Raw genomic sequence first — 22,469 nt, forward strand, 5'->3', positions numbered from 1 at the left:
ACGGGGACTTCATGAAGATCACAAGACCACCCCAGCTTCGCAGTCGCGCCATCCGCCTCGGTGGCGCGCTCGTCGGCATGGCGCTCGCCCTTGGCGGCTGCCAGCACGACGAAGCGGTCACGGGCTCGATTCCCGACGACTACAAGCAGCGCCATCCGATCGCGATCGAGGAGCAGAACCGCTCCATCGTCGTTTTCGTCGGCCATGCCCGCGGCGGATTGACCGCCGCCCAGCGCGCCGACGTGATGGGCGTCGCGTCGGCCTGGCTGCACGAAGGCACCGGCGCCATCCGGATCGACGTGCCGTCCGGCACGCCCAACGCGCGTCCAGTCGCGGAGACAATGCGTGAAATCCAGGCGATGCTGTCGGCAGCGGGCGTTCCGCCGCGCGGCGTCAACGCGCGTCCTTACCAGCCGGAAGACAAGCGTTTCCTGCCGCCGATCCGGCTCACCTATTCCAAGATCGCCGCGGTCGCAGGTCCCTGCGGCCTGTGGCCGGAGGACATCGGCCCCTCAATGAAGAACAAGAGCTGGTTCGAGAACAAGGACTATTACAATTATGGCTGCGCCTATCAGCGCAACCTCGCGGCGATGGTCGACAATCCATCGGATCTCGAGCAGCCGCGGCCGGAAACGCCGTCTTACACGGCGCGGCGCACTGCCGCGTTCGAGAAGTATCGCAAGGGATTGGCGACGGGCGTCGCCTATCCTGACGCCGACAAAGCCAAACTCAGCGACACCGGCAGATGATCAACTACGCTCGCCAGCCTCAAGAAGAGCAGTCTGAGGCATCTCTCCCCCCGATCGAGGAGCATATTGCGCCTGCGCCGCGCGTTTCCGTGCAGGCCTTCTGCGAGACCGTGGAAACGGCGGCCGCCGTGCAGTCGGCCGGCGAGGATCGCCGTCTCGGCAAGGCCCATCTTAAGATCCAGATGGGCGGTATGGCGGCTGCGGTCGAAGCCTACCGCTCAGCGCCCACGCCGAACGTGATCGTGCTCGAAAGCGATGGCCGCAGCGACATCCTGGGCGGGCTCGACCATCTCGCGACCGTCTGCGACGCCGGCACCCGCGTGGTCGTGATCGGCCGCATCAACGACGTCACGCTCTACCGCGAGCTGGTGCGCCGCGGCGTCAGCGACTACGTGCTTGCGCCAGTCGGCCCGATCGACGTCGTGCGCTCGATCTGCAACCTGTTCTCGGCGCCGGAAGCCAAGGCGGTCGGCCGTATCATCGCTGTGGTCGGTGCCAAGGGCGGCGTCGGCGCTTCGACCATCTCTCACAACGTCGCCTGGGCGATCGCACGCGATCTCGCGATGGACGCGGTCGTCGCCGACCTCGACCTCGCCTTCGGCACCGCCGGGCTCGACTACAACCAGGACCCGCCGCAGGGCATTGCCGACGCCGTGTTCTCGCCCGATCGCGTCGATACCGCCTTCATTGACCGCCTGCTGTCGAAATGCACCGACCACCTCAGTCTGCTGGCGGCGCCGGCGACGCTCGACCGGGTCTATGATTTCGGCACCGACGCCTTCGATGCCGTGTTCGACACGCTGCGCTCCACCATGCCCTGCATCGTGCTCGACGTTCCGCACCAATGGTCGGGCTGGACCAAGCGCGCCTTGATCGGAGCGGACGACATCCTGATCGTAGCAGCGCCCGACCTCGCCAATTTACGCAACACCAAGAACCTATTCGATCTCCTGAAGGCCGCGCGGCCCAACGACAGACCGCCGCTCTACTGCCTGAACCAGGTCGGCGTCCCGAAACGGCCCGAAATCGCCGCGGCGGAGTTCGCCAAGGCGATCGAGAGCCAGCCGGTCGTCTCGATCGCGTTCGAGCCGCAGATCTTCGGCTCGGCGGCCAATAACGGCCAGATGATCGCGGAGATCTCGGCCAACCACAAGTCAATCGAGATGTTCCTTCAGATCGCCCAGCGCCTGACCGGCCGCAGCGAGACGAAGAAGCAAAAATCGTCGTTGCTTTCACCCCTGATTGAGAAGTTGCGGGGAAAATAGCCCCGCATGGAGTTGTTAAGTGTTCGGTAAGCGTAGCGGAACAGACACCGATACTCGGGCCCCGAAGCCCGGCGCCGTGGCGTCAGAGCCTGCCCAGGCTTCGGCGCCCGCCGTGTCGCGCGCGCCGCCGCCGGCGGTCGCCTCGCCGCCGCTTGCCCCGGCGAAGCCTGCGCCGACCATGGAAGCCCGCCGCTCCGACAATTACTACGAGGTCAAGGCGACCATCTTCGGCGCGCTGATCGAAGCCATTGACCTCGCCCAGCTCGCCAAGCTCGATTCGGAGTCCGCGCGCGAGGAAATCCGCGACATCGTCAACGAGATCATCGCGATCAAGAACATCGTGATGTCGATCGCCGAGCAGGAAGAGCTGCTCGACGACATCTGCAATGACGTCCTCGGCTACGGTCCGCTGGAGCCGCTGTTGTCGCGCGACGACATCGCCGATATCATGGTCAACGGTGCCAATACCGTCTACATCGAGGTCAACGGCAAGATCCAGCGCACCGGCATCCGCTTCCGCGACAACCAGCAGCTGCTCAACATCTGCCAGCGCATCGTCAGCCAGGTCGGCCGGCGCGTCGACGAATCCTCGCCGATCTGCGACGCGCGCCTGGCCGACGGCTCCCGCGTCAACGCCATCGTACCGCCGCTGTCGATCGACGGCCCCACGCTCACCATCCGCAAATTCAAGAAGGACAAGCTGACGCTCGATCAGCTCGTCAAGTTCGGCGCGATCTCGCCGGAAGGCGCTGAAATCCTCCAGATCATCGGCCGCGTCCGCTGTAACGTGCTGATCTCCGGCGGTACCGGCTCGGGCAAGACCACGCTGCTCAACTGCCTTACCAACTACATCGAGCACGACGAGCGCGTCATTACTTGCGAAGACGCCGCCGAACTCCAGCTCCAGCAGCCACACGTGGTGCGGCTGGAAACCCGGCCACCCAACATCGAGGGCGAAGGCCAGGTCACCATGCGCGAACTCGTGCGCAACTGCCTGCGTATGCGCCCCGAGCGCATCATCGTCGGCGAGGTCCGTGGACCCGAAGCTTTCGACCTGCTTCAGGCCATGAACACCGGCCATGACGGCTCGATGGGCACGCTGCACGCCAACAATCCGCGCGAAGCGCTGTCACGCTGCGAATCCATGATCACGATGGGCGGCTTTTCGCTTCCTTCGCGAACAATCCGCGAGATGATTTGCGCCTCGATCGACGTCATCGTCCAGGCCGCGCGTCTGCGCGACGGCTCGCGCCGCATCACCCACATCACCGAGGTGATGGGCATGGAAGGCGACACCATCATCACCCAGGACGTCTTCCTCTACGACATGGTCGGCGAGGATGCCAACGGCAAGATCATCGGCCGGCATCGCTCGACCGGAATCGGCCGCCCGAAGTTCTGGGAACGCGCCCGCTATTACGGCGAAGAGAAGCGCCTTGCCGCGGCACTCGACGCCGCAGAAGTGGCACCCCCGACGTGAGGAAGTCAGCACGGCCATGAACATGCAGGTCCTCGCCCTCGCCTTCCTCGCTACCGCCGCCGTCGGCGGCCTCGCCTGGGTCTTCCTCTATCCAATGCTGTCCGGGGAACGGAAGGCGGAGAGCCGCCGCGCCTCGATCGCGCGCGCCGAGGCGCCCACGGCCCGCGCGGCCGAGAAGACGCAACGCTCGCGTCGCGAGCAGGTCGAGACCTCGCTCAAGGATCTCGAGGCGCGGCGCCAGCAGGAGAAGAGCGTACCGCTCAGTGTTCGCCTGTCGCAGGCCGGCCTCGACTGGGCGCCGCAGAAATTCTGGATCGTGTCCGCCGTCGTGGCGGGCGTGCTGTTCGCAGCCGCCCTGTTCATCGGCGGCGGCCTGCTCGGCGCCGCCGGCCTCGCCTTTGCCGGCGGCCTCGGTCTGCCGCGCTGGGCGCTGGGCTTCCTAAAGAATCGCCGCGAAGCCAAGTTCCTGAAGGCGCTGCCCGACGCCGTCGACGTCATCGTCCGCGGCATCAAGGCCGGCCTGCCGCTGTTCGAATCGATCAAGGTCGTCGCCGCCGACGCGCCCGAGCCGCTGCGCAGCGAGTTTCTATCCATCATCGAGACCCAGGCGGTCGGCATGCCGCTCGGCGAGGCCTGCACGCGGCTCTACGATCGCATGCCGCTGCCCGAGGCCAACTTCTTCGGCATCGTCATCTCGATCCAGCAAAAGTCGGGCGGAAACCTCTCCGAAGCGCTCGGCAACCTCTCCAAGGTGCTGCGCGACCGCAAGAAGATGAAAGAGAAGATCCAGGCGATGTCGATGGAAGCCAAGGCCTCGGCCGGCATCATCGGCTCGCTGCCGCCGATCGTGATGTTCCTCGTCTATCTCACGACGCCGCAATACATCTCGACGCTTTGGACCCATCCCACAGGCCAGCTCATGCTGGTCGGCTGCGTCGTCTGGATGTCGGTTGGCATCATGGTGATGAAGAAGATGATCAACTTCGACTTCTGATGGTGCCTTATGGTAGAGTTCCTCGTTTCGAAACTTCACGACGTCCACTTCATGACGATGATGCTGGCGGCCATCGCCGCCAGCGCCACCGTCTATTCGCTGGTGATGCCGCTGTTCGCCGGCGAAGGCCTTGCCAAGCGCATGAAGGCGGTGGCGAACGAACGTGAGCGCATCCGGCAGCGCGAGCGCGAGCGCCTTCACAAGAGCGAAAAGGTCTCGCTGCGCCAGACGCCGAAGCAACTCGTCTCGAAAGTCGTCGATGACTTCAACCTGACCAAATGGCTCGCGCAGGAAGCTGCGCGGGACAAACTCATCATGGCGGGCTATCGCGGCCAGGCGCCCTACATCACTTTCCTGTTCGCCCGCCTGGTGGCCCCGATCGTGTTGTTCGTCGGCTCGGTCGTCTACGTGTTCCTGATCGCGCATATGGAGCAGTCGATGCCGATCAAAATCGGCATCTGCGTCGGTGCGGCCTATCTCGGCCTTCAGGCGCCGATGCTCTTCCTGAGGAACGCGATCTCCAAGCGACAACTCTCGATCAAGCGCGCCTTCCCCGATGCGCTCGACCTGCTCCTGATCTGCATCGAATCCGGCATGTCGGTCGAGATGGCGTTCCGGAAGGTCGCGGTCGAAATCGTGGGCCAGTCGATCGCGCTGTCGGAGGAGTTCACCCTGACCACGGCCGAGCTGTCCTATTTGCAGGACCGCAAGGTCGCCTATGAGAACCTCGCGCGCCGCACCGGGCTCGAGGGCGTCAAGTCGGTATGCCTCGCGCTCCAGCAGGCGGAGCGTTACGGCACCCCGCTCGGCCACTCCTTGCGGGTGATGGCGCAGGAAAACCGCGACATGCGCATGAACGAAGCCGAGAAGAAGGCCGCCGCCCTGCCGCCGAAGCTGACGGTGCCGATGATCCTGTTCTTCCTGCCTGTGCTGTTCGTCGTCATTCTCGGACCGACCGGCATCAAGATCTCCGCGATGCAATGACGCAAGACGCGGACCGCGCGGTCCACGGTTGTCTTCAGCATTGGAAAATCACGTCTGATCAGTCGGGCTGCCCGAGCGAGGCGACCGGAGTCCGCTTCGGGGCCCCGCGCGGGGCGGCGCTGCGGGTCAGCATTTCCTTGAGATAGGCGACATTGGCCGCGGCCTGGTCCGGCGGCAGGTCCGCCTTCACGATGGTCTCGGCTTCGGCGAAGCGGCCCTGGAGACCGACGACCAGACCGAGATTCTGCCGCACCCGCGTGCTTGCGCGCGGCGAGGCGTAGGCCTGTCGCAGCGCGTCTTCGGCCTTCGGCAAATCTCTCGACAACATGTAGGACAGGCCGAGATTGGAGAGCACGCCGGCATCGCCCGGCGCGATCTTCAGCGCGCTCGCATAATAGGAGCGCGCTTCCTCGTGACGACCCATCTGATCGAGCGCGGTACCCTGCACCGAGAGCAGGCGCCAATCCGGATTGTCGGGCGAATGCGCCTTCGACAGCACATCGAAGGCCTGCTGGAAATTTCCGTTGTCGGAGAGCGCGCGACCGTATTGGGCCATCAGCGCCTTGTTGCCGGGATTGGCGATGGTCGCCTGCTCGAGCACGGCGGCGGCCTGGGCGCGCTGGCCGTTGGCGCGCAAGGCCTGGCCGTAGGCGAGCGCCGCCTCGGCGTCCTTGGGATTGGCACGGTAGCGCTCGCCATAGACTTCAGCGGCGCGCGCGGGATCGGTGGGAGCGGCTTCCGCCCGCGGCCCGATCGAGCCCGTGACGTCGGAGAGTTTCGACATGGCCGTGCAGCCGCCGAGGCCCATGGCCACCGCCGCGACCAGCGAGGTAGACGCAAGAAGCCGGGCAAGACTGAACCGTTCGAGACTGAACCGTTGACGCATGACGCTTTGACTCTCGAGCCGATTGATCGAGCCGAACGCGCCAGCAATAGACTGTTAACCCTAACGGCCGGTTAACGCTCCCCGACCCGCCTGTCACTGCGGCGTCTGCGGCGGCACCTTGCCGCCGAGACCCGGATCGAGGCCGAGCGCCTTCGCCTGCTCGTTCAGGTCCCGCAGCAATTGCAGTCGTTGCTGCGCCTCGACCTCGACATCGATGCCCGGGCGCGCCACCCTCGGCAATTCGCGGCGAAGATCGTCGCGATTGACCAGACGCCTCGCGCGGAGCTCGTCGAGCTGAAAATCGTCGATGCCGAGCACATTGGCCGATTGCTCGACCAATCGGCGCAGCACCGATGTCACCACGGACGCCGCCTCGACGTCATGCTTGCACGCAGACCTCGGGAACTTGCTTTCGAGATCGGCCCAGGCGTGAGAGGTGACGAGATAGACGTGGAGCAAATTGGCCCAATCCACCTCCCCGTCGGCATAGAAGGCGCGGCGCAGCAGGAGCCGGCGGGCAAATGCTGTAACCTCATCCAGTTTCAGCGCCGTGCATGCGTCGATCTCGATGGCCGACTGGACGGCCGGGTCACGGAAAAAATCCCGCCCTGCCGGCAGCCTGACGACGCCGTGCGGCAGGTTCGAATCGAGCGGCCTGAAGACTCCGTCGTTGCGTGAGCGTGAGTAGCGGGCGATCGCGAAGCGATATTCCATACGGCCGGCATGGGACATCGGGCCGAAATGGATGACGTTGAAGCCGGCATCGTCACCGGCCCGTCCGGTCGATGACGGACAGGACAAGACGTAGATCGTGCGCCACAATGCTTCACCGCTCTCGCTCGACGTGGCACGCGGATCGGGGATCGAATAACGTGTCAGCCCCTCGACATGCCGGTGCCCGTGCAGAACCAGATCGACGTTGAGCGACGTCGCCGCTTCGAGGAAGGTCGCGGGCGCGGCGAGATACATCAGCGGCTCGTCGGGCACGCCGAGAAATCGCTTCCCCTCTCCGGTTGCCTGCGGTAGCGGATGATGGTGCAGCGCCAGCACACGCACGAGGTTTTCCGCCGGCTCGGCATAATCGGCGCGGCCGGCCGACCCAAGGCTGCCCGCAAGCTCGACGCTCAGCCGCGCGGAATCCGCAACCATGGCGTTATAGGCGCCCTCGTCCAATTTGCCGCTCGCGAGTGTCGTAATGCTGGCGCGGTTGGAATCGAGCAGCACCAGATCGAGGCCGGCCTGGCGGTAGTAGACGCTCTTCGAGGTGCGTGGCAGATGCAGGTAATCATAGACGTCGTGGCGGCCTGCGCGCTGGCTCTGGCGCTTGACATCGTGATTACCCGCAATCGCCTGGATGTCGGTGAACAGCCCGTTCTGCCGGAAGAACGCAATGACGGCGAGCGCCTCGTCAAGCGCACGCGGCGTCGGGTCGTCTACCAGATCGCCCGTGATCATCAGGATGCGATCGGGAACGTCCGCGAAGTCCGCCATCCTCTCGCGAATTGCGGCATTGAGAGTCTCGATCGTCGCAAGCAGCCGACCCGTCCCGTCCAGATGCAGGTCGGAGATGTGTACAATAACAAACAATCTATCCATCTTGCGCCGCTTGTTTACAAATGCTGCGCCGCCCAAAAGATAAGAGAAATGCCTTCGCCGATCAGGTTCAGTCCGGTTTCAACCCGGGCCGTGATGAGCCAGGTGAGAATAAACTCTCGCCAGGTGCAGAACCGCACAACACAATCTAAAATATTTATCGATAATGCCACAACCGCAGCGCTAGTAAAGCCCTTGCGGCCACACTCGCGTGAACGGCAGTTCTCAGCATGAGATACGAGCCTTATCCGACGATGGTTTCGCTCGCCCGATCAATATTCGATGGCCATCCGCTTGCGGATTTCGTCGATGCGCTTGTCGAGCGCATCGAACCGCGCGTGAACGGAGCGGTCGTGGAGATAGAAGACGTAACCGCCGGCAAGGAATGCGAAGATCCAATGATGATGCTCGACATAGCCGAAAATCGCCTCGACGGCCTGGCCCATGAATGTGACCACGCTCCACACAAATTCCATTGCATCTCCTCCCGGCCGGCTTGGTCGTCGGCCGCCGGAGATCTCCGCACCTGACGGCCGTGGCCGGAACGTAGCATGGCCCCCTTGCTGCGAGTAGCGGATCGCCGAATGGTGAGCGCAAAGCTGATTGCAGCGGCGGCGAAACTCTGCGAAATCACGTCCGTTCGTATGACCCGCTCGATCTGACGATCCGGACCCGCCAATGCCTTTCTTCGAGACGTCGCCCTCCGCCATCCCGATCACCTTCGTCACCAAGTCGAGCTGGGATCAGGTCGCCGAGACGCTGCCGCCGCCGCAACGCCGGTTCGCCACCGCGAGCGCTTTTACCGCAAAGCCGGGCGGCTACCTCGCGCTGCCAGCGCCCGACGGCACGATCGCGCAAGTGCTGTTCGGCCTCGAGGACGAAGGTGCAAGAGCGCCCGACCTGTTCCGACCGGGCGCCCTGCCCGGCCTGTTGCCCCCGGGCATCTATCGCTTCGCCAATGCACCGCACGACGCACGGCTCGCCGCACTCGCCTTCGCGCTCGGCAGCTATCGCTTCGCCCGGTACCGCAAGGCGGACCGCCCCGAGGTCCGCCTCGTGCCGCCCGACGGCGTCGACGCGGCCGAGATCAACCGCATGGCGGACGCTGCGACGCTGGCGCGCGACCTCATCAACACGCCGGCCAATGACATGGGGCCGGAGGAGCTGGCCACAGCCGCGCAAGATCTCGCCGCCGAATTCGGTGCAGGCTTTTCCTGCACCATCGGCGAGGACTTGAAGACGAATTTTCCGCTCATCCACGCCGTCGGCATGGCCTCGGACCGCGCGCCGCGGCTGATCGACATCGGCTGGGGCGACCCGGCTCATCCCAAGGTGACGCTGGTCGGCAAGGGCGTCTGCTTCGACACCGGCGGGCTCGATTTGAAGCCATCGAGCGGCATGCTGATCATGAAGAAGGACATGGGCGGCGCCGCCAACGTGCTGGCGCTGGCGCGCATGGTGATGGATGCGAAGCTCAAGGTCCGCCTGCGCGTGCTGATTCCGGCCGTGGAGAACGCGGTCTCGAGCAACGCTTTCCGCCCGCTCGACATCTTCACCTCGCGCAAGGGCATCACGGTCGAGATCGGCAATACCGACGCGGAGGGCCGCCTCGTGCTCGCCGACGCGCTGGCGCTGGCCGACCAAGAAAAGCCGGACCTGCTGATCGATCTCGGCACGTTGACGGGAGCGGCACGCGTCGCGCTGGGGCCTGATTTACCGCCCTTTTACACCAATGATGAGACGCTTGCCGCCGACGTCGCGCGATGTGCGGTGAGGGAGAACGATCCGTTGTGGCGCATGCCGCTGTGGGCGCCTTACGATGCGTGGCTGGACTCCAAGACGGCCACCATCACCAACGCACCGTCCGGCGGCTTTGCCGGCTCGATCATTTGCGCGCTGTTCCTGCAACGGTTCGTCGAGCAGGCCAGGAGCTGGCTGCATGTGGACATCTACGGTTGGACGCCATCGGCGAAGCCCGCGCGCCCCGAGGGCGGCGAATGCCAAGCCGCGCGCGCGATCTACACATTGCTGAGCGAGCGCTATGCATGATCCGCGGCTGACACCAATGCGGGGCGACCTCGCCGCGAAATATCTCGAAGGCAAGGTGCAGGCCGATCGCTTCGTCACGGGCGAGGAATACGAGATAGTCGAGGCGATCGCCCCCGTGCGCCAGCAGCCGTCGTCGAACGCGATGCTGTTGACACAAGCGCTACGCGGCGAACGCGTTACGGTCTACGATCGCGACGGCGAAGGCTGGGCCTGGGGTCAGCTTTCCGGTGACGGCTATGTCGGCTGGCTGCCGGATGCAGCGCTCATGAAGCCCTCGTCCGCCCCGACCCACATGGTCGGCGCGCTACGAACCTTTGCCTTCCCCGGTCCCTCGATCAAGCTGCCCCCGGCAGACACGCTGGTGATGGGATCGAAGATCGCGGTCGCGCGCGAGGACGGCAGCTTCGCTGTGACGCGCGACGGACAATATCTGCCCAAGGCTCATCTCGTCCCGCTGGAACATCGCGAGTCGGATTTCGTCACAGTCGCCGAGCGTTTCGTCGGCACGCCCTATCTCTGGGGCGGCAAGAGCAGTTTTGGCATCGATTGCTCCGGTCTCGTCCAGGTCTCGCTGACATCAGCGGGCATCGGCTGCCCGCGCGACAGCGACATGCAGCAGGCCGGCCTCGGCCGCGCGCTGGAGCCGCATGAGCTGAGCAAGCTGCAACGCGGCGATCTCATTTTTTGGAAGGGCCATGTCGCCATCGTTCGCGACGGCGCCACCATGGTCCACGCCAACGCGCATCACATGGCAACCGTGATCGAGCCGATCGAGCCGGCAATCGCAAGGATCAAGCAAGCCGGCAGCGAGATCACCGCGATCAAGCGGCTCTAACGGACGCTACGTCGCCGCCGACCCGTTCCCCGCCGTCTCCAGCCGAAACGCCGCCGCAAACAGCGCGCGGGTGTAATCCGTTTTCGGGCTCTTGAAGAGTTCAGAAGCCTGGCCTTCCTCGACCACCTTGCCGCCACGCATCACGATCAGATGGCTGGCGAGCGAGGCAACGACGCGTAAGTCGTGCGAGATGAACATGTAGGTGAGATCGCGCCTGCGCTGCAACTCACGCAGCAGATCGACCATCTGCGCCTGAATCAGCATGTCGAGCGCGCTGGTCGGCTCGTCCAGCACGACGAAATCCGGCTCCAGCACCACGGCGCGCGCGATCGAGATGCGCTGGCGCTGGCCGCCGGAGAATTCATGGGGATAGCGGTGGCGAGTGTCTGCCTCCAGCCCGACGTCCTCGAGCGCCTTGACGACGCGCACCTCACGCTCCTCGTGCGAGAGCTTCGGCTGATGCACGGAGAGACCTTCGGCGACGATGTCGGCAACCGACATACGCGGGCTGAGCGAGCCGAACGGATCCTGAAACACGATCTGCATGTCGCGCCGGATGGGCCGCATCTCCTTGAAGCGCAGACCCTGGATATCTTTTCCCAGGAACACGATGCGTCCGTTCGAGGAGATCAGCCGCATCAATGCCAGTCCCAGCGTGGTCTTGCCCGAGCCGGACTCGCCGACAACGCCGAGCGTCTCGCCCTTGCGCACGGCGATGCTGACGCCGTCGACCGCCTTGATGTGACCGACCGTCTTGCGCATCAACCCGCGCTTGATCGGAAACCAGACTTTCAGGTCGTCGGCCGACATCACCACCGGCGCATCTGGCTGCGGCGGCGCTGGATCCGGCTTCGGTTCGGCGGCAAGCAGGTCGCGCGTATAGGGATGCTTCGGGCTTTTGAAGACCTGCTCGACCGGCCCCTGCTCGACAATCTCGCCGCCCTTCATGACGCAGACCTGGTCGGCGATGCGGCGCACGATGCCGAGATCGTGGGTGATGAAGAGCAGGCTCATGCCGAGCCGACCGCGGATCTCTGCGAGCAGCGTCAGGATCTGCGCCTGCACGGTGACGTCGAGCGCCGTGGTCGGCTCGTCCGCTATCAGGAGGTCCGGCTCGTTGGCGAGCGCCATTGCGATCATCACGCGCTGGCGCTGGCCGCCGGAGAGCTGGTGCGGATAGCTCTTCAGCCGCGTTTCAGGCTCGGGAATGCCGACCTGCGTCAGCAGCTCCAGCGTCCGCCTGCGCACCTCGGCATTGCCGGTCGGGTTATGGAGCTGGATGATCTCGCCAATCTGCGACTCGATCGTGTGCAGGGGATTGAGCGAGGTCATCGGCTCCTGGAAGATGATGGAGATGTCGCTGCCGCGAATCTCGCGCATCTCCCGCTCCGACTGGTCGATCAGCTCGCGCCCCTTGAAGCGGATGCTGCCCGAGGGATGCGAGGCGTTCGGATAGGGCAACAGCTTAAGGATCGAGAGCGCGCTGACCGACTTGCCGGAGCCGGACTCGCCGACCAGTGCGACGCACTCGCCGCGCTTGATCTGGAACGAGACCTTGTCGACCGCGAGCGTGGTGGCGCCGCCCTGGTGGAAGGCCACCGAGAGGTCGCGCACGGCAAGCAGGGGCTGGTTGATCGCGTCCATTGGTTTACCTGAACGTCTTGCGCGGATCGAACGCGTCGCGCACGGCCTCGCCAATGAAGATCAAGAGCGACAGCATGATCGCGACCGAGAAGAAGCCGGAGAAACCGAGCCAGGGCGCCTGCACGTTGGACTTGCCCTGCGACAGCAGCTCGCCGAGCGACGGCGAGCCGGGCGGCAACCCGAAGCCGAGGAAGTCGAGGGCCGTGAGTGTCATCACCGAACTCGACACGATGAATGGCAGGAACGTCATCGTCGCGACCATCGCGTTCGGCAATAGATGCCTGAACATGATTACGGCGTTCGACACGCCGAGCGCCCGCGCCGCCTGGATGTACTCGAAATTGCGCCCGCGCAGAAATTCCGCGCGCACGAGTCCCACCAGCGACACCCAGGAAAACAACAGCAGGATGCCGAGCAGCACGAAGAAACCGGGCACGAGCACCGACGACAGGATCAGCAGCAGATAGAGCGAAGGGATCGCAGTCCATATCTCGATGAAACGCTGGAACAGCAGGTCGATCCAGCCGCCGAAATAGCCCTGCACCGCGCCGGCCGCGATGCCGACGACGGAGGAGACGATGGTCAGGCAGAGGCCGAACAGCACCGAGATGCGGAAGCCGTAGATCAGCCGCGCCACCACGTCGCGGCCCTGATCGTCGGTGCCGAGCCAGTTGTATTCCAGGTCGCGGCAGCTCTTGAGGCCCTTCTTCTCGACCACCGGCTTGCACTGCGCTTCCGTCAGCATCCAGGTCGGCGGCGACGGTGCCGGCGTCGGCAGATCGAGATTGTGGGTGTCGTAGGAGTAGCGGATCAGCGGCCAGACGATGCTGCCGCCCTTGTCCCTGATCAGCTTCTGCAAATAGGGATCGCGATAATCGGCCGCCGTTTCGAAGTCGCCGCCGAAAGTGGTTTCCGAATAGGTGATAACGGACGGCCAGTAGAGGCGGCCATCATATTTGATCATGAACGGCCGGTCATTGGCGATCAGCTCGGCGAACAGCGACACCACAAACAGGATCATGAAGAGCCAGAACGACCAGTAGCCGCGCCGGTTCGCCTTGAAATTCTGCCAGCGGCGCCTGTTGAGCGGCGACGGCACGAACGGTTTGCGCGTGATCGGCACCGCATTGCCGAGCGGCGACTTCGCAGTGGTTTCGATCGGCGTGGTGGGGGCGGCCAGCGTCATCAGACCTCCCGCGCGTCGAAATCGATCCGCGGATCGATCCACATATAGGTCAGGTCGGAGATGAGGTTGATGACGAGGCCGACGAGTGAAAAGATGAAGAGCGTGCCGAACACCACCGGGTAATCGCGGTTGAGAACGCTCTCGAAACTGAGCAGTCCCAGTCCGTCCAGCGAGAAGATGGTCTCGATCAAAAGCGAGCCCGAGAAGAAGGCGTGAATGAAGGTGCTGGGAAAGCCCGCGATGACGATCAGCATCGCGTTGCGGAAGACGTGGCCATAGAGCACTCGATTCTCGCTGCAGCCTTTCGCGCGCGCGGTCATCACGTATTGCTTGCGTATCTCGTCCAGAAACGAGTTCTTGGTCAGGAACGTCATGGTGGTGAATGCACCGAGCCCCATGGCGATGAGCGGCAGCGTCAAATGCCAGAAGTAATCGATGATCTTCCAGTACCAGGGAAATTGTGACCAGCCGTCCGAGGTCAGTCCGCGCAGCGGGAACCAGTTGAAGAACGAGCCCCCGGCAAACAGGATGATCAGGAGGATCGCGAACAGGAAGCCGGGAATCGCATAGCCGAGCACGAGCACGCTCGACGTCCAGGTGTCGAAGCGCGTTCCGTCCCTGACCGCCTTGCGGATGCCGAGCGGAATCGAGATCAGGTAGGTCAGCAGTGTCAGCCAGATGCCGAGCGAGATCGAGACCGGCAGCTTCTCCTTGATCAACTGGATCACGCTGACATCGCGGAAGTAGCTCTTGCCGAAATCGAAGCGGGCGAAATTCCACACCATCAGCGCGAACCGCTCGGGCGCCGGCTTGTCGAAGCCGAACTGCACCTCCAGCTTCTTGATGAAATCGGGATCGAGGCCTTGCGCGCCGCGATATTTCGAGTTGATGGCATCGCCGCCGGCCCCTAACTGCCCCGGGGCGCGCTGTGCAAAGTCGCTGCCGCCCGAAATGCGCGAGCTGCCGCCGGTGTCGGCGCCCGAGAGCTGCGCAATCACGCGCTCGACCGGGCCGCCCGGCGCGAACTGCACGACGATGAAGGAGACGAAGAGGATCCCGAGCAAGGTCGGGATCATCAGCAGGATGCGGCGGGCGATATAGGCGCTCATGGCTATTTTGCCTGTTCGAGCTTGGCGGCCTTGCCGCCATCGTGCCACCAGATATCGGGGGCACCGACGCCGTTGGCATAACGCGGCAGCTTCTGCGGATGGCCGAATTGGTCCCAATAAGCAAGCCGGTGCGTCTTGTTATACCATTGCGGCACCCAATAGCGGCCGGCTCGGAACAGGCGATCGAAGGCACGGCAGGCCACGGTCAATTCTGCGCGGCTGTCAGCCGCCATGATTTTCTCGACCATCGCGTCGATGGCCGGGTTGGCGATCCCCGCCAGATTGTACGATCCCTTGGTTGCCGCGACCTGCGAGGAAAAGAAAGCGCGCATGGCATCACCCGGTGTCGCCGACATGCTGAAGCGCTGGATCGTGATGTCGAAGTCGAAATCTTCCTGGCGCGCCTTGTGTTGCACGGCATCGACGAGGCGCACGCTCGCTTCAATGCCGAGCGTCGCGAGATTCTTGATGTAGGGCGCATGGTGCGGCTGGAAGGAAGGCTCATCCAACAGAAACTCGATCCTGAACACCTCTCCGTTCGGCAGCGTTCGCTTGCCGTCCTTGATCGGCAGGCCGGCGTCGCTGAGCAGTTGCTGCGCCTTGCGCAACAGGCTGCGATCTTGCCCGGAGCCGTCGGAGACCGGCGGCGTAAAGGGCGCGGCGAACACTTCGTCGGGAATCTGGCCGCGAAACGGCTCCAGCAGCTTCAGCTCGTCCGGCGGAGGAGGTCCGTCGCTTGCCATGAGGTCCGAATTCTGGAACGGCGACACCGTACGGGCATAAGCGCCGTACATGATGGTCTTGTTGGTCCATTCGAAGTCGAAAGCATCGATCAGGGCCTCGCGCACGCGAGGGTCTTTGAATTTGTCGCGCCGCGTGTTGATGAACCAGCCTTGCGCACCGGACGGCGTGTCATCGGGCACGATCTCGAGCTTGACGCGGCCATCCTTCACGGCAGCGAAGTCATAGCGCGTGGCCCAGATGCGGGACGTGAACTCCTCGCGGTAGAGATAGTTCTTGCCGGTAAATCCCTCGAAGGCGACGTCGCGGTCGCGATAAAACTCATAGCGCACCACGTCGAAATTGTAGCTGCCGCGACAAGGTGGCAGATCGACGGCCCACCAGTCCTTTACCCGCTCGAACTCGATGTAGCGATTGACCTCGAACTTCCCGACCTTGTACGGACCCGAGCCCAATGGCGTCTCAAGCGACGTTTCGTCGAAGGCGCGAGAGGCATAATACGCTTTCGAGAAGATCGGCAGGCTCGCCAAATAGAGCGGGACGTCACGCGCGCGTCCCTTGGCGAAGGTCACGACAAGCGTCGTGGCGTCGATCGCTTCCGCGCTGACCATGTCGCGCATCTGCACAATGATCAGCGGATGCCCCTTGGTCTTCAGCGCCGTCACGGAAAACGCCGCGTCGTGCGCGGTAAGCTTGGTGCCGTCGTGGAATTTCGCCTCAGGCCGCATCGTGAAGCGATAGACCAGTTTGTCTGCCGATATATTTACAGACTTGGCGGCAAGCCCGTACATCGCGTCCGGCTCGTCGTTTGCGCGCACCATCAGCGGCGCAAACGTCATGTCCATGCCTTGCGCGCCGTCACCCTTCAGAATGAAGGCGTTGAGCGAGTTGAAGGTCTGGTAGGACTGGTTATACGCGCGCACCGACGGAATGAGGGAGAACGCGCCGCCTTTCGGCGCATCGAGATTGGCATAGTCGAAATGGTGGAAGTCGGCGGGGTATTTGAGGTCGCCGAAGGCCGAGATGCCATGGGCCTCGGCGGGCATCTCGGACGCTGTCGCGCCCCGGAGCCAGGAGGCGCTGAACGCGCCGCCTGCACCCAAGGCCAGCAGATGCCGGCGTGAAAGCTGCGCCATGCGAGAAATGCCCCTCACGACTTCTTTGCGATCCGCGCCGCCTTGTCCGCGTCGTACCACCAGATGAACGGGAAGCCAGACTGACCGTATCTGGGCAGCTCCGCCGGCCGGCTGAAGCGGTCCCAGCGCGCGGTGCGGACTTTCGAATAGGTCCATTGCGGCACGACGTAGTGATTCCACAGCAGCACGCGATCGAGCGCCTTGGTGGCCGCGACGAGATCGTCGCGACCCGTGGCGTAGATCACCCGCTCGATCAGCTTGTCGACTGCCGGATTCTTGATGCCGGTAATGTTGCGCGACCCGGCGATATCAGCCGACTTGGATGACCAGAATTCGCGCTGCTCGTTACCCGGCGACTGCGACTCGCCCCAGGAGTTGGTGACGACGTCGAAATCCCACTCTCTGGTCCTGTTCTCGTATTGGGTCGGATCGACCGTGCGCACGCTGACCGCGATGCCGAGCCGTTCCAGCGACGGCTTGTAGAACAGCGTGATCCGCTCGAAGCTCGGATCCGAGTTCAGCAGCTCAAGCGAGAACTGAGCGCCGGTCTTGACGTCGATCAGCTTGCGGTCGCGCACCTCGTAGCCGGCTTCCTTGAACAGGCGAAGCGCCTCGCGCAGATTCTCGCGCACGGCTTCCGGACTGCCGCCGACCGGGTTGGTGTAGGCCGTGGTGAAGACTTCGGGCGGGACCTCGGCGCGGACGGTCTCGAGGATTTCGAGCTCCTTGCCCTGCGGCAAGCCGGTCGCCATGAGGTCGTCGATGCCGTCGAAATAACTACTGATGCGCTTGTACTGACCATAGAAGATCTGCTTGTTCATCTCCTCGAAGTCGAACGCATAGTTGAGAGCGCGTCGCACGCGGGGGTCGCTAAACTTGGCACGGCGCAGGTTCGGCACGAAGGCCTGCATGACGCCCGAGCTGCGATTGGCGAACTCCTCGAGAATCACCCGCTTTTCAGTGACGGCCGGGAAGTCGTAGGCCGTCGCCCAGTTCTTCGCGCTGTTCTCGGTACGCCAATCGACCTGATCGGCCTTGAAAGCCTCGATCGCCACGGTGGCGTCCCGGAAATACTCGTAGCGCATCTCGTCGAAATTATTGCGGCCTACATTGGCGGCGAGATCGCGCCCCCAATAATCCTTGACGCGCTCCAGCGCGATCGACCGTCCGGCAACGAATTCCTTGATCCTGTAGGGGCCCGAACCGAGCGGCACTTCGAGCGTAGTGGCGGAAACGTCGCGCTTGCGACCCTGCGCGTCGGTCCCCTCCCACCAGTGCTTCGGCAAGACCGTGAGCTGCCCGACGATCTGCGGGAGTTCGCGGTTGCCCGGCGCGTCGAACACGAACTTCACCTCGCGCTCGCCGACCTTCTCGGCCTTCGTCACATGGCTGTAATAAGCCGAGTATTGCGGGTGATGCTTCTTGAAGGAATCGAGCGAGAAGATCACGTCGTCCGCGGTCACAGGCTTGCCGTCATGCCATTTGGCGTCGGACCGCAAACGATAGGTGACGAAGGAAAAATCGTCCGGGTGGCTGACGGCCTCGGCCAGCGCGCCGTATTCGGTCGAAACTTCGTCGAGCGAGGGCGTCGTGAGGGATTCGTAAATGAACGCAACTGCGCCGGCGACCTGCCCCTTCACACCGGAGACGACGATGTTGAAATTGTCGAATGTGCCGACGGCGATCTGGCGCGCGACGCCGCCTTTGGGCGCTTCCGGATTGACGTAGTCGAAGCGCTTGAATTCCGCGGGGTACTTGACCTGTCCGAACAGCGACAGCGCGTGACGCCAAGGAAGCTCACTGGCAGATTGCGCGTGCGCCACGCCAATGACGGGAATGCCCGCTACGGAACCGAGGGCGGGGAGGGCGGCGGCAGCAGTGCCGGTTAGCAGGAGATCGCGTCGGGTAATGGCCAAATCAACATTCCTGTCTTGAAGGAGGCTACTCCTTTAAGGTCCCAATATAGGCAAGGTTTCGACGGAATATGTTGCTTTTTCCTCATCTTGGAAGGCCGGACGGCCATCCGATGCGGCCAAACGCCCCGATAACGTTGCCGCGAGGCCCGGACACGGAAACGGCCAGGCTTTCCAGCCTGGCCGCATGGTTTAAGAAGGATTTTTTGACGCCTTACTTCGAGGCGGTCGGCAACGGTTGCGGATGGTCCGACAGCGAATTCAGATAGGCAATGACGTCGGCGCGCTCGGAATCCTTCGGAATGCCGGCGAAGCCCATCGCGGTGCCCGGGATGAAGCCCTTCGGGTTGGCGATGAACTTGTTGAGGTCGTCGAACGTCCAGGTGCCGCCCTTGGCCTTCATGGCGGCCGAGAAATTGAACCCGCGTCCTTCACCCCTGGGCTCGCCGACGATGCCAAAGAGATTCGGACCGACGCGGTTCGGGCCGCCCTTCTCGAAGGTATGGCAGGCGCCGCACTTCTTGGCGGCGGAGGCGCCCTTCTCGACCGAGGCGGTCTGGAGCAGCTTTTCGATCGGCTCGGAGGGGGCAGCGGCGGCGGCGCCTTCCTTGCCGTGGCCGGCGTCTTCCTTCACGGCGATCTCAAAGCCCGGCTTTTCCGGCATCTTGGGCGAGAACAGCGCACTCGCGGTGAAGCTCGTCACCAGCAGGATGAGACAGGTGCCGAGCACGGCACCGAGAATTTTGTTGAGTTCGAAAGAGTCCATTTCCGGCCAGGCCCCACACCGCAAGAAGAATTGGCGGCCAGGCGGCCGCCAGGACGAGCCTCGGGAGAATCAAACGTTCCCAATTGTTTCCCCGAGTTTTGCCATTGAGATATCGGTTTGCCCGGGGTCTGGCAACCCGTATAAGCGAGCGGGCTTCAGGCCCGTCCCCACCCCATTTCTCGGCGCGGAAAACGCCCCGTTTCCAGGCCCTTGAACCGATGATCAATCCCCGCATCCTGGTGCTGATTCCAGCCCGCATGGCCGCCACCCGCCTGCCCGGCAAGCCGCTCGCCGATATCGCGGGGCAGCCGATGATCGTGCATGTGATGCGCCGTGCCGAGGCCGCCGGGATAGGCCGGGTCGCAGTCGCAACGGACACGGCGGAGATCGCTTCCGTGGTGACCGCCCATGGCGGCGAGGCCGTGATGACCCGCCCGGAGCACCCCTCCGGCTCCGACCGCATCCACGAGGCCATGCAGAAGCTCGATCCGGACGGCAAGGCCGAGATCGTGGTCAATCTCCAGGGCGATTTTCCGACCATCACGATCGACAACATCCGCGAGGTGCTGCCGCCGCTGCAAGACCCCGTCGTGGACATCGCCACGCTGGCCTCGCAGATCCACACCGAGGAGGAGGACCTCGCGCCGAGCGTCGTGAAGGCGATCGGAACCTCGCTCGGCGGCAGACGGATGCGCGCACTTTATTTCACCCGCGCCACCGCTCCGACCGGCGACGGACCGCGTTACCACCATATCGGCCTGTACGCCTATCGCCGCGCCGCGCTGGAGCGCTACGTCCGGCTTCCGCCTTCGCCGCTGGAATTGCAGGAGAAGCTCGAGCAGCTTCGGGCGCTTGAGGCCGGAATGCGCATCGACTTCACCATTGTCGATACCGTGCCCCGCGGGGTGGACACGCCGGCGGACCTCGAAACCGCGCGCAGCATCCTTTCCAAATCCTGAGCCGCTGTTACAAGGCCGAGCATGAGCAAGCTGAAAATCGCATTCCAGGGCGAGCCTGGGGCCAATTCCCACATCGCCATCGTCGAGGCCTATCCGGACGCAGAGCCGATGCCTTGTGCCACCTTCGAGGACGCGCTGTCGGCGATCTCGTCGGGCGAGGCCGATCTCGGCATGATCCCGATCGAGAATTCGGTCGCGGGCCGTGTCGCCGACATCCATCATTTGCTGCCGGCCTCGGGCCTCTTCATCATCGGCGAATGGTTTCTGCCCGTCCGTCATCAGCTGATGGCGGTGAAGGGAACCAAGCTTGCCGACATCAAGAGCGTCGAGAGCCATGTGCACGCGCTCGGCCAATGCCGGCGCATCATCCGCAAGCTTGGCATCAAGGGGATCGTGCACGCCGATACCGCCGGCAGCGCCCGCGACATCTCCGAGCGCAACGACAAGACCGTCGCCGCAATCGCCTCGCGCCTCGCCGCAAAGATCTACGGCCTCGACATTCTGGCTGAGGACATCGAGGACGAGGCCCACAACACCACGCGCTTCGTGGTGCTCGCGCGCGAGCCGAAATGGGCCGCCCAAAACTCCGGCCCGCTGGTTACCACTTTTGTTTTCCGGGTGCGCAATTTGCCGGCCGCCCTTTACAAGGCGCTCGGCGGTTTTGCCACCAACGGCGTCAACATGACCAAGCTCGAGAGCTACATGGTCGACGGCAATTTCTTCGCCACCCAGTTTTACGCCGACGTCGACGGCCACCCTGACGACAAGGGCCTTGCGTTTGCGATCGAGGAGCTGAAATTCTTCTCGCGCGAATTCCGCATCGTCGGCGTGTATCCGGGGCATCCTTTCCGGGCGACGATGGAATAGTTTCGTGTCCCGGACGCGCGAAGCGCGAGCCGGGATCCAGAGGCTGCGAAGCGCAGGGGCGCGATGGGCCCCCCGGCTCTGCAGCGCACCGCCGAAGGGGCGCTGCGCTGCGTCCGGGGCACGAGAGCTTTATCCGGCCGCCTTAAGTCCAAACGCCTCCGCCAGCAGCGAATACGACTTCTTGCGCGCGTCGTGGTCGTACACGGCGGTGATCACCATCAACTCATCCGGCTTGCTCGAATCGATCAGCGGCTGCAGCGTCTTTTGCACGGTAGCAGGGCTGCCGACGAACAGACGGGAGCGGTTGCGCCGCATCGAGGTGCGCTCGGAGTCGGTATAGGGATAGGCCAGCGCTTCCTCGACGCTTGGTAGCGGAAGATATTGACCGCGGTCGCGGCGCAGGCGGTTGAGATCGAAAGACGTGGCGAGCTTTTCGGCCTCCTCATCCGTGTCGGCCGCGATGACGGCGACTGCGAGGATCGCGCGCGGGCTCGCGCTCCAGGCCGAGGGCTGAAAACGATTGCGGTAATGCACCATGGCATCGATCGCATCGTGGGACGCAAAATGATGGGCGAAGGCGAAGCCCATGCCGACCTGCGCGGCGAGCTCCGAGGAATAATCGCTGGAGCCGAGCAGCCAGATCGGCGGCAACGGCGTATCGTCGGGCATCGCGACGACGTTGTGGTAGGGATGGCCCGAGGGGAATTCCCGGGTCTGCCACAGGATCAATTCGTGCAGCCGCTCGAGGAAATCGTCGCCTTCGCGGCGATCGAGCCGGCTACGCAGCGCATAGGCCGTGGCGCCGTCGGTGCCGGGGGCGCGGCCGAGGCCGAGATCGATGCGGCCGGGAAACAGCGCCTCCAGCATCTTGAAGCGCTCGGCCACGACCAGCGGCGCGTGGTTGGGCAGCATCACGCCGCCGGAGCCGACGCGGATGTGCTTCGTCACCGCCGCGATCTGCCCGATCATCACGTCGGGCGCCGGGCTCGCGACGGAGGCGAGGTTGTGATGCTCGGCGAGCCAATAGCGGACATAGCCGAGCCCATCGACATGGCGCGCCAGATCGATGCTGTTGCGCAACGCCGCGGCGGGCTTTGTGCCTGTTGTGACGACGGAGAGGTCGAGGACTGAGAGCGGGATCATGGCGCGCTAACGTAGTGGAGAGCGGCGCGGCGGCAATGGGCAGGCCGCGCAGGTCTGACGTGCAGGCCGCGGGCCGGGACGCGGAAGCGGGTAGTTGGGACGAACGGCCTGCATATCATTTCGAATTCAGGCTGCCCACAGATCAAGCCAACCACCGAACTGCCCTTAAC

Annotated in this window: 19 protein-coding genes; 9 read left to right on the forward strand and 10 right to left on the reverse strand. The window is 63.9% G+C overall.

Annotated elements, in window-relative coordinates; translation table 11 throughout:
• Nucleotides 1-11 precede the first annotated feature (11 nt).
• Genes ABIB06_RS05880 through ABIB06_RS05900 form a run of 5 tightly spaced genes read left to right on the forward strand, consistent with a single transcriptional unit; the run spans nucleotide 12 to nucleotide 5,472 of the window.
• On the forward strand, nucleotides 12-749 hold the full coding sequence (locus tag ABIB06_RS05880; RefSeq protein WP_247343843.1) for a CpaD family pilus assembly protein: 738 nt from the start codon (nucleotides 12-14) through the stop codon (nucleotides 747-749).
• Complete coding sequence (locus ABIB06_RS05885) at nucleotides 746-2,014, forward strand: CpaE/TadZ family protein (RefSeq protein ID WP_247446286.1); 1,269 nt, start codon at nucleotides 746-748, stop codon at nucleotides 2,012-2,014. Before ABIB06_RS05880 ends, ABIB06_RS05885 begins: the two co-directional genes overlap by 4 nt.
• Nucleotides 2,015-2,033: 19 nt before the next feature.
• A complete protein-coding gene (locus tag ABIB06_RS05890; protein ID WP_247446285.1) occupies nucleotides 2,034-3,494 on the forward strand; it encodes a TadA family conjugal transfer-associated ATPase in 1,461 nt (486 codons plus the stop codon).
• A gap of 16 nt (nucleotides 3,495-3,510) precedes the next feature.
• Nucleotides 3,511-4,488: a type II secretion system F family protein gene (locus ABIB06_RS05895; RefSeq protein ID WP_247446284.1), complete on the forward strand. Its 978-nt coding sequence runs from the start codon at nucleotides 3,511-3,513 to the stop codon at nucleotides 4,486-4,488.
• 9 nt (nucleotides 4,489-4,497) lie between these two features.
• Nucleotides 4,498-5,472 carry a type II secretion system F family protein gene (locus ABIB06_RS05900; protein ID WP_247446283.1) on the forward strand — a complete coding sequence of 325 codons (975 nt, stop codon included), beginning with the start codon at nucleotides 4,498-4,500 and terminating at the stop codon, nucleotides 5,470-5,472.
• 58 nt (nucleotides 5,473-5,530) lie between these two features.
• Here ABIB06_RS05900 and ABIB06_RS05905 read toward each other — a convergent pair whose 3' ends face one another.
• The 3 genes from ABIB06_RS05905 to ABIB06_RS05915 form a co-directional block, all read right to left on the reverse strand.
• Entirely contained in the window at nucleotides 5,531-6,358 is an 828-nt protein-coding gene (locus tag ABIB06_RS05905) for a tetratricopeptide repeat protein (protein ID WP_247446282.1), read from the reverse strand.
• 93 nt (nucleotides 6,359-6,451) lie between these two features.
• Nucleotides 6,452-7,954 (reverse strand): metallophosphoesterase family protein, encoded by a 1,503-nt coding sequence (locus ABIB06_RS05910; protein WP_354044639.1) that lies wholly within the window; start codon nucleotides 7,952-7,954, stop codon nucleotides 6,452-6,454.
• Between the two features lie 269 nt (nucleotides 7,955-8,223).
• Nucleotides 8,224-8,427 (reverse strand): hypothetical protein, encoded by a 204-nt coding sequence (locus ABIB06_RS05915; RefSeq protein ID WP_354044638.1) that lies wholly within the window; start codon nucleotides 8,425-8,427, stop codon nucleotides 8,224-8,226.
• A 202-nt stretch (nucleotides 8,428-8,629) separates the two neighbouring features.
• Here ABIB06_RS05915 and ABIB06_RS05920 point away from each other — a divergent pair, with 202 nt between their 5' ends.
• Nucleotides 8,630-10,000 carry a leucyl aminopeptidase family protein gene (locus ABIB06_RS05920; protein WP_354044637.1) on the forward strand — a complete coding sequence of 457 codons (1,371 nt, stop codon included), beginning with the start codon at nucleotides 8,630-8,632 and terminating at the stop codon, nucleotides 9,998-10,000.
• Nucleotides 9,993-10,835 (forward strand): C40 family peptidase, encoded by an 843-nt coding sequence (locus ABIB06_RS05925; RefSeq protein ID WP_354044636.1) that lies wholly within the window; start codon nucleotides 9,993-9,995, stop codon nucleotides 10,833-10,835. The genes ABIB06_RS05920 and ABIB06_RS05925 overlap by 8 nt, the downstream gene beginning before the upstream one ends.
• Before the next feature lie 6 nt (nucleotides 10,836-10,841).
• Here ABIB06_RS05925 and ABIB06_RS05930 read toward each other — a convergent pair whose 3' ends face one another.
• The 6 genes from ABIB06_RS05930 to ABIB06_RS05955 all read right to left on the reverse strand — a co-directional run bounded on the left by ABIB06_RS05930 (nucleotide 10,842) and on the right by ABIB06_RS05955 (nucleotide 19,330).
• A complete protein-coding gene (locus ABIB06_RS05930) occupies nucleotides 10,842-12,479 on the reverse strand; it encodes an ABC transporter ATP-binding protein (RefSeq protein WP_354044635.1) in 1,638 nt (545 codons plus the stop codon).
• 4 nt (nucleotides 12,480-12,483) lie between these two features.
• Nucleotides 12,484-13,665, reverse strand: coding sequence for an ABC transporter permease (locus tag ABIB06_RS05935; protein ID WP_247343872.1), 1,182 nt, complete (start codon nucleotides 13,663-13,665; stop codon nucleotides 12,484-12,486).
• Nucleotides 13,665-14,774 carry a microcin C ABC transporter permease YejB gene (locus ABIB06_RS05940; RefSeq protein ID WP_354044634.1) on the reverse strand — a complete coding sequence of 370 codons (1,110 nt, stop codon included), beginning with the start codon at nucleotides 14,772-14,774 and terminating at the stop codon, nucleotides 13,665-13,667. The genes ABIB06_RS05935 and ABIB06_RS05940 overlap by 1 nt, the downstream gene beginning before the upstream one ends.
• 2 nt (nucleotides 14,775-14,776) lie before the next feature.
• Nucleotides 14,777-16,651, reverse strand: coding sequence for an extracellular solute-binding protein (locus ABIB06_RS05945; RefSeq protein WP_354044633.1), 1,875 nt, complete (start codon nucleotides 16,649-16,651; stop codon nucleotides 14,777-14,779).
• 14 nt (nucleotides 16,652-16,665) lie between these two features.
• Nucleotides 16,666-18,567, reverse strand: a complete 1,902-nt coding sequence (locus ABIB06_RS05950; protein WP_354044632.1) for an extracellular solute-binding protein — start codon at nucleotides 18,565-18,567, stop codon at nucleotides 16,666-16,668.
• A gap of 211 nt (nucleotides 18,568-18,778) precedes the next feature.
• Nucleotides 18,779-19,330: a c-type cytochrome gene (locus tag ABIB06_RS05955; protein ID WP_247343882.1), complete on the reverse strand. Its 552-nt coding sequence runs from the start codon at nucleotides 19,328-19,330 to the stop codon at nucleotides 18,779-18,781.
• Nucleotides 19,331-19,548: 218 nt separating this feature from the next.
• On the opposite strand from ABIB06_RS05955, the gene ABIB06_RS05960 reads away from it, so the two are divergent.
• Together ABIB06_RS05960 and ABIB06_RS05965 are read left to right on the forward strand one after the other, a co-directional pair.
• A complete protein-coding gene (locus tag ABIB06_RS05960) occupies nucleotides 19,549-20,289 on the forward strand; it encodes a 3-deoxy-manno-octulosonate cytidylyltransferase (protein WP_247446273.1) in 741 nt (246 codons plus the stop codon).
• A 21-nt stretch (nucleotides 20,290-20,310) separates the two neighbouring features.
• Nucleotides 20,311-21,156, forward strand: a complete 846-nt coding sequence (locus ABIB06_RS05965) for a prephenate dehydratase (protein WP_247343888.1) — start codon at nucleotides 20,311-20,313, stop codon at nucleotides 21,154-21,156.
• A gap of 129 nt (nucleotides 21,157-21,285) precedes the next feature.
• On the opposite strand, the gene ABIB06_RS05970 is transcribed toward ABIB06_RS05965, so the two are convergent.
• On the reverse strand, nucleotides 21,286-22,299 hold the full coding sequence (locus ABIB06_RS05970; RefSeq protein WP_354044631.1) for an LLM class flavin-dependent oxidoreductase: 1,014 nt from the start codon (nucleotides 22,297-22,299) through the stop codon (nucleotides 21,286-21,288).
• Between the last annotated feature and the right edge of the window lie 170 nt (nucleotides 22,300-22,469).

This window comes from Bradyrhizobium sp. LB8.2, assembly GCF_040548035.1.
Taxonomy (GTDB): Bacteria; Pseudomonadota; Alphaproteobacteria; order Rhizobiales; family Xanthobacteraceae; genus Bradyrhizobium.

What these genes read in the sequence shown, in the direction of transcription:
- ABIB06_RS05905 (WP_247446282.1), bottom strand. Translation starts at nt 6,358, where the DNA reads ATGCGTCAACGGTTCAGTCTCGAACGGTTCAGTCTTGCCCGGCTTCTT.
- ABIB06_RS05915 (WP_354044638.1), bottom strand. Translation starts at nt 8,427, where the DNA reads ATGGAATTTGTGTGGAGCGTGGTCACATTCATGGGCCAGGCCGTCGAG.
- ABIB06_RS05910 (WP_354044639.1), bottom strand. Translation starts at nt 7,954, where the DNA reads ATGGATAGATTGTTTGTTATTGTACACATCTCCGACCTGCATCTGGAC.
- ABIB06_RS05955 (WP_247343882.1), bottom strand. Translation starts at nt 19,330, where the DNA reads ATGGACTCTTTCGAACTCAACAAAATTCTCGGTGCCGTGCTCGGCACC.
- ABIB06_RS05925 (WP_354044636.1), top strand. Translation starts at nt 9,993, where the DNA reads ATGCATGATCCGCGGCTGACACCAATGCGGGGCGACCTCGCCGCGAAA.
- ABIB06_RS05965 (WP_247343888.1), top strand. Translation starts at nt 20,311, where the DNA reads ATGAGCAAGCTGAAAATCGCATTCCAGGGCGAGCCTGGGGCCAATTCC.
- ABIB06_RS05940 (WP_354044634.1), bottom strand. Translation starts at nt 14,774, where the DNA reads ATGAGCGCCTATATCGCCCGCCGCATCCTGCTGATGATCCCGACCTTG.
- ABIB06_RS05960 (WP_247446273.1), top strand. Translation starts at nt 19,549, where the DNA reads ATGATCAATCCCCGCATCCTGGTGCTGATTCCAGCCCGCATGGCCGCC.
- ABIB06_RS05935 (WP_247343872.1), bottom strand. Translation starts at nt 13,665, where the DNA reads ATGACGCTGGCCGCCCCCACCACGCCGATCGAAACCACTGCGAAGTCG.
- ABIB06_RS05930 (WP_354044635.1), bottom strand. Translation starts at nt 12,479, where the DNA reads ATGGACGCGATCAACCAGCCCCTGCTTGCCGTGCGCGACCTCTCGGTG.
- ABIB06_RS05880 (WP_247343843.1), top strand. Translation starts at nt 12, where the DNA reads ATGAAGATCACAAGACCACCCCAGCTTCGCAGTCGCGCCATCCGCCTC.
- ABIB06_RS05970 (WP_354044631.1), bottom strand. Translation starts at nt 22,299, where the DNA reads ATGATCCCGCTCTCAGTCCTCGACCTCTCCGTCGTCACAACAGGCACA.
- ABIB06_RS05895 (WP_247446284.1), top strand. Translation starts at nt 3,511, where the DNA reads ATGAACATGCAGGTCCTCGCCCTCGCCTTCCTCGCTACCGCCGCCGTC.
- ABIB06_RS05885 (WP_247446286.1), top strand. Translation starts at nt 746, where the DNA reads ATGATCAACTACGCTCGCCAGCCTCAAGAAGAGCAGTCTGAGGCATCT.
- ABIB06_RS05900 (WP_247446283.1), top strand. Translation starts at nt 4,498, where the DNA reads ATGGTAGAGTTCCTCGTTTCGAAACTTCACGACGTCCACTTCATGACG.
- ABIB06_RS05920 (WP_354044637.1), top strand. Translation starts at nt 8,630, where the DNA reads ATGCCTTTCTTCGAGACGTCGCCCTCCGCCATCCCGATCACCTTCGTC.
- ABIB06_RS05945 (WP_354044633.1), bottom strand. Translation starts at nt 16,651, where the DNA reads ATGGCGCAGCTTTCACGCCGGCATCTGCTGGCCTTGGGTGCAGGCGGC.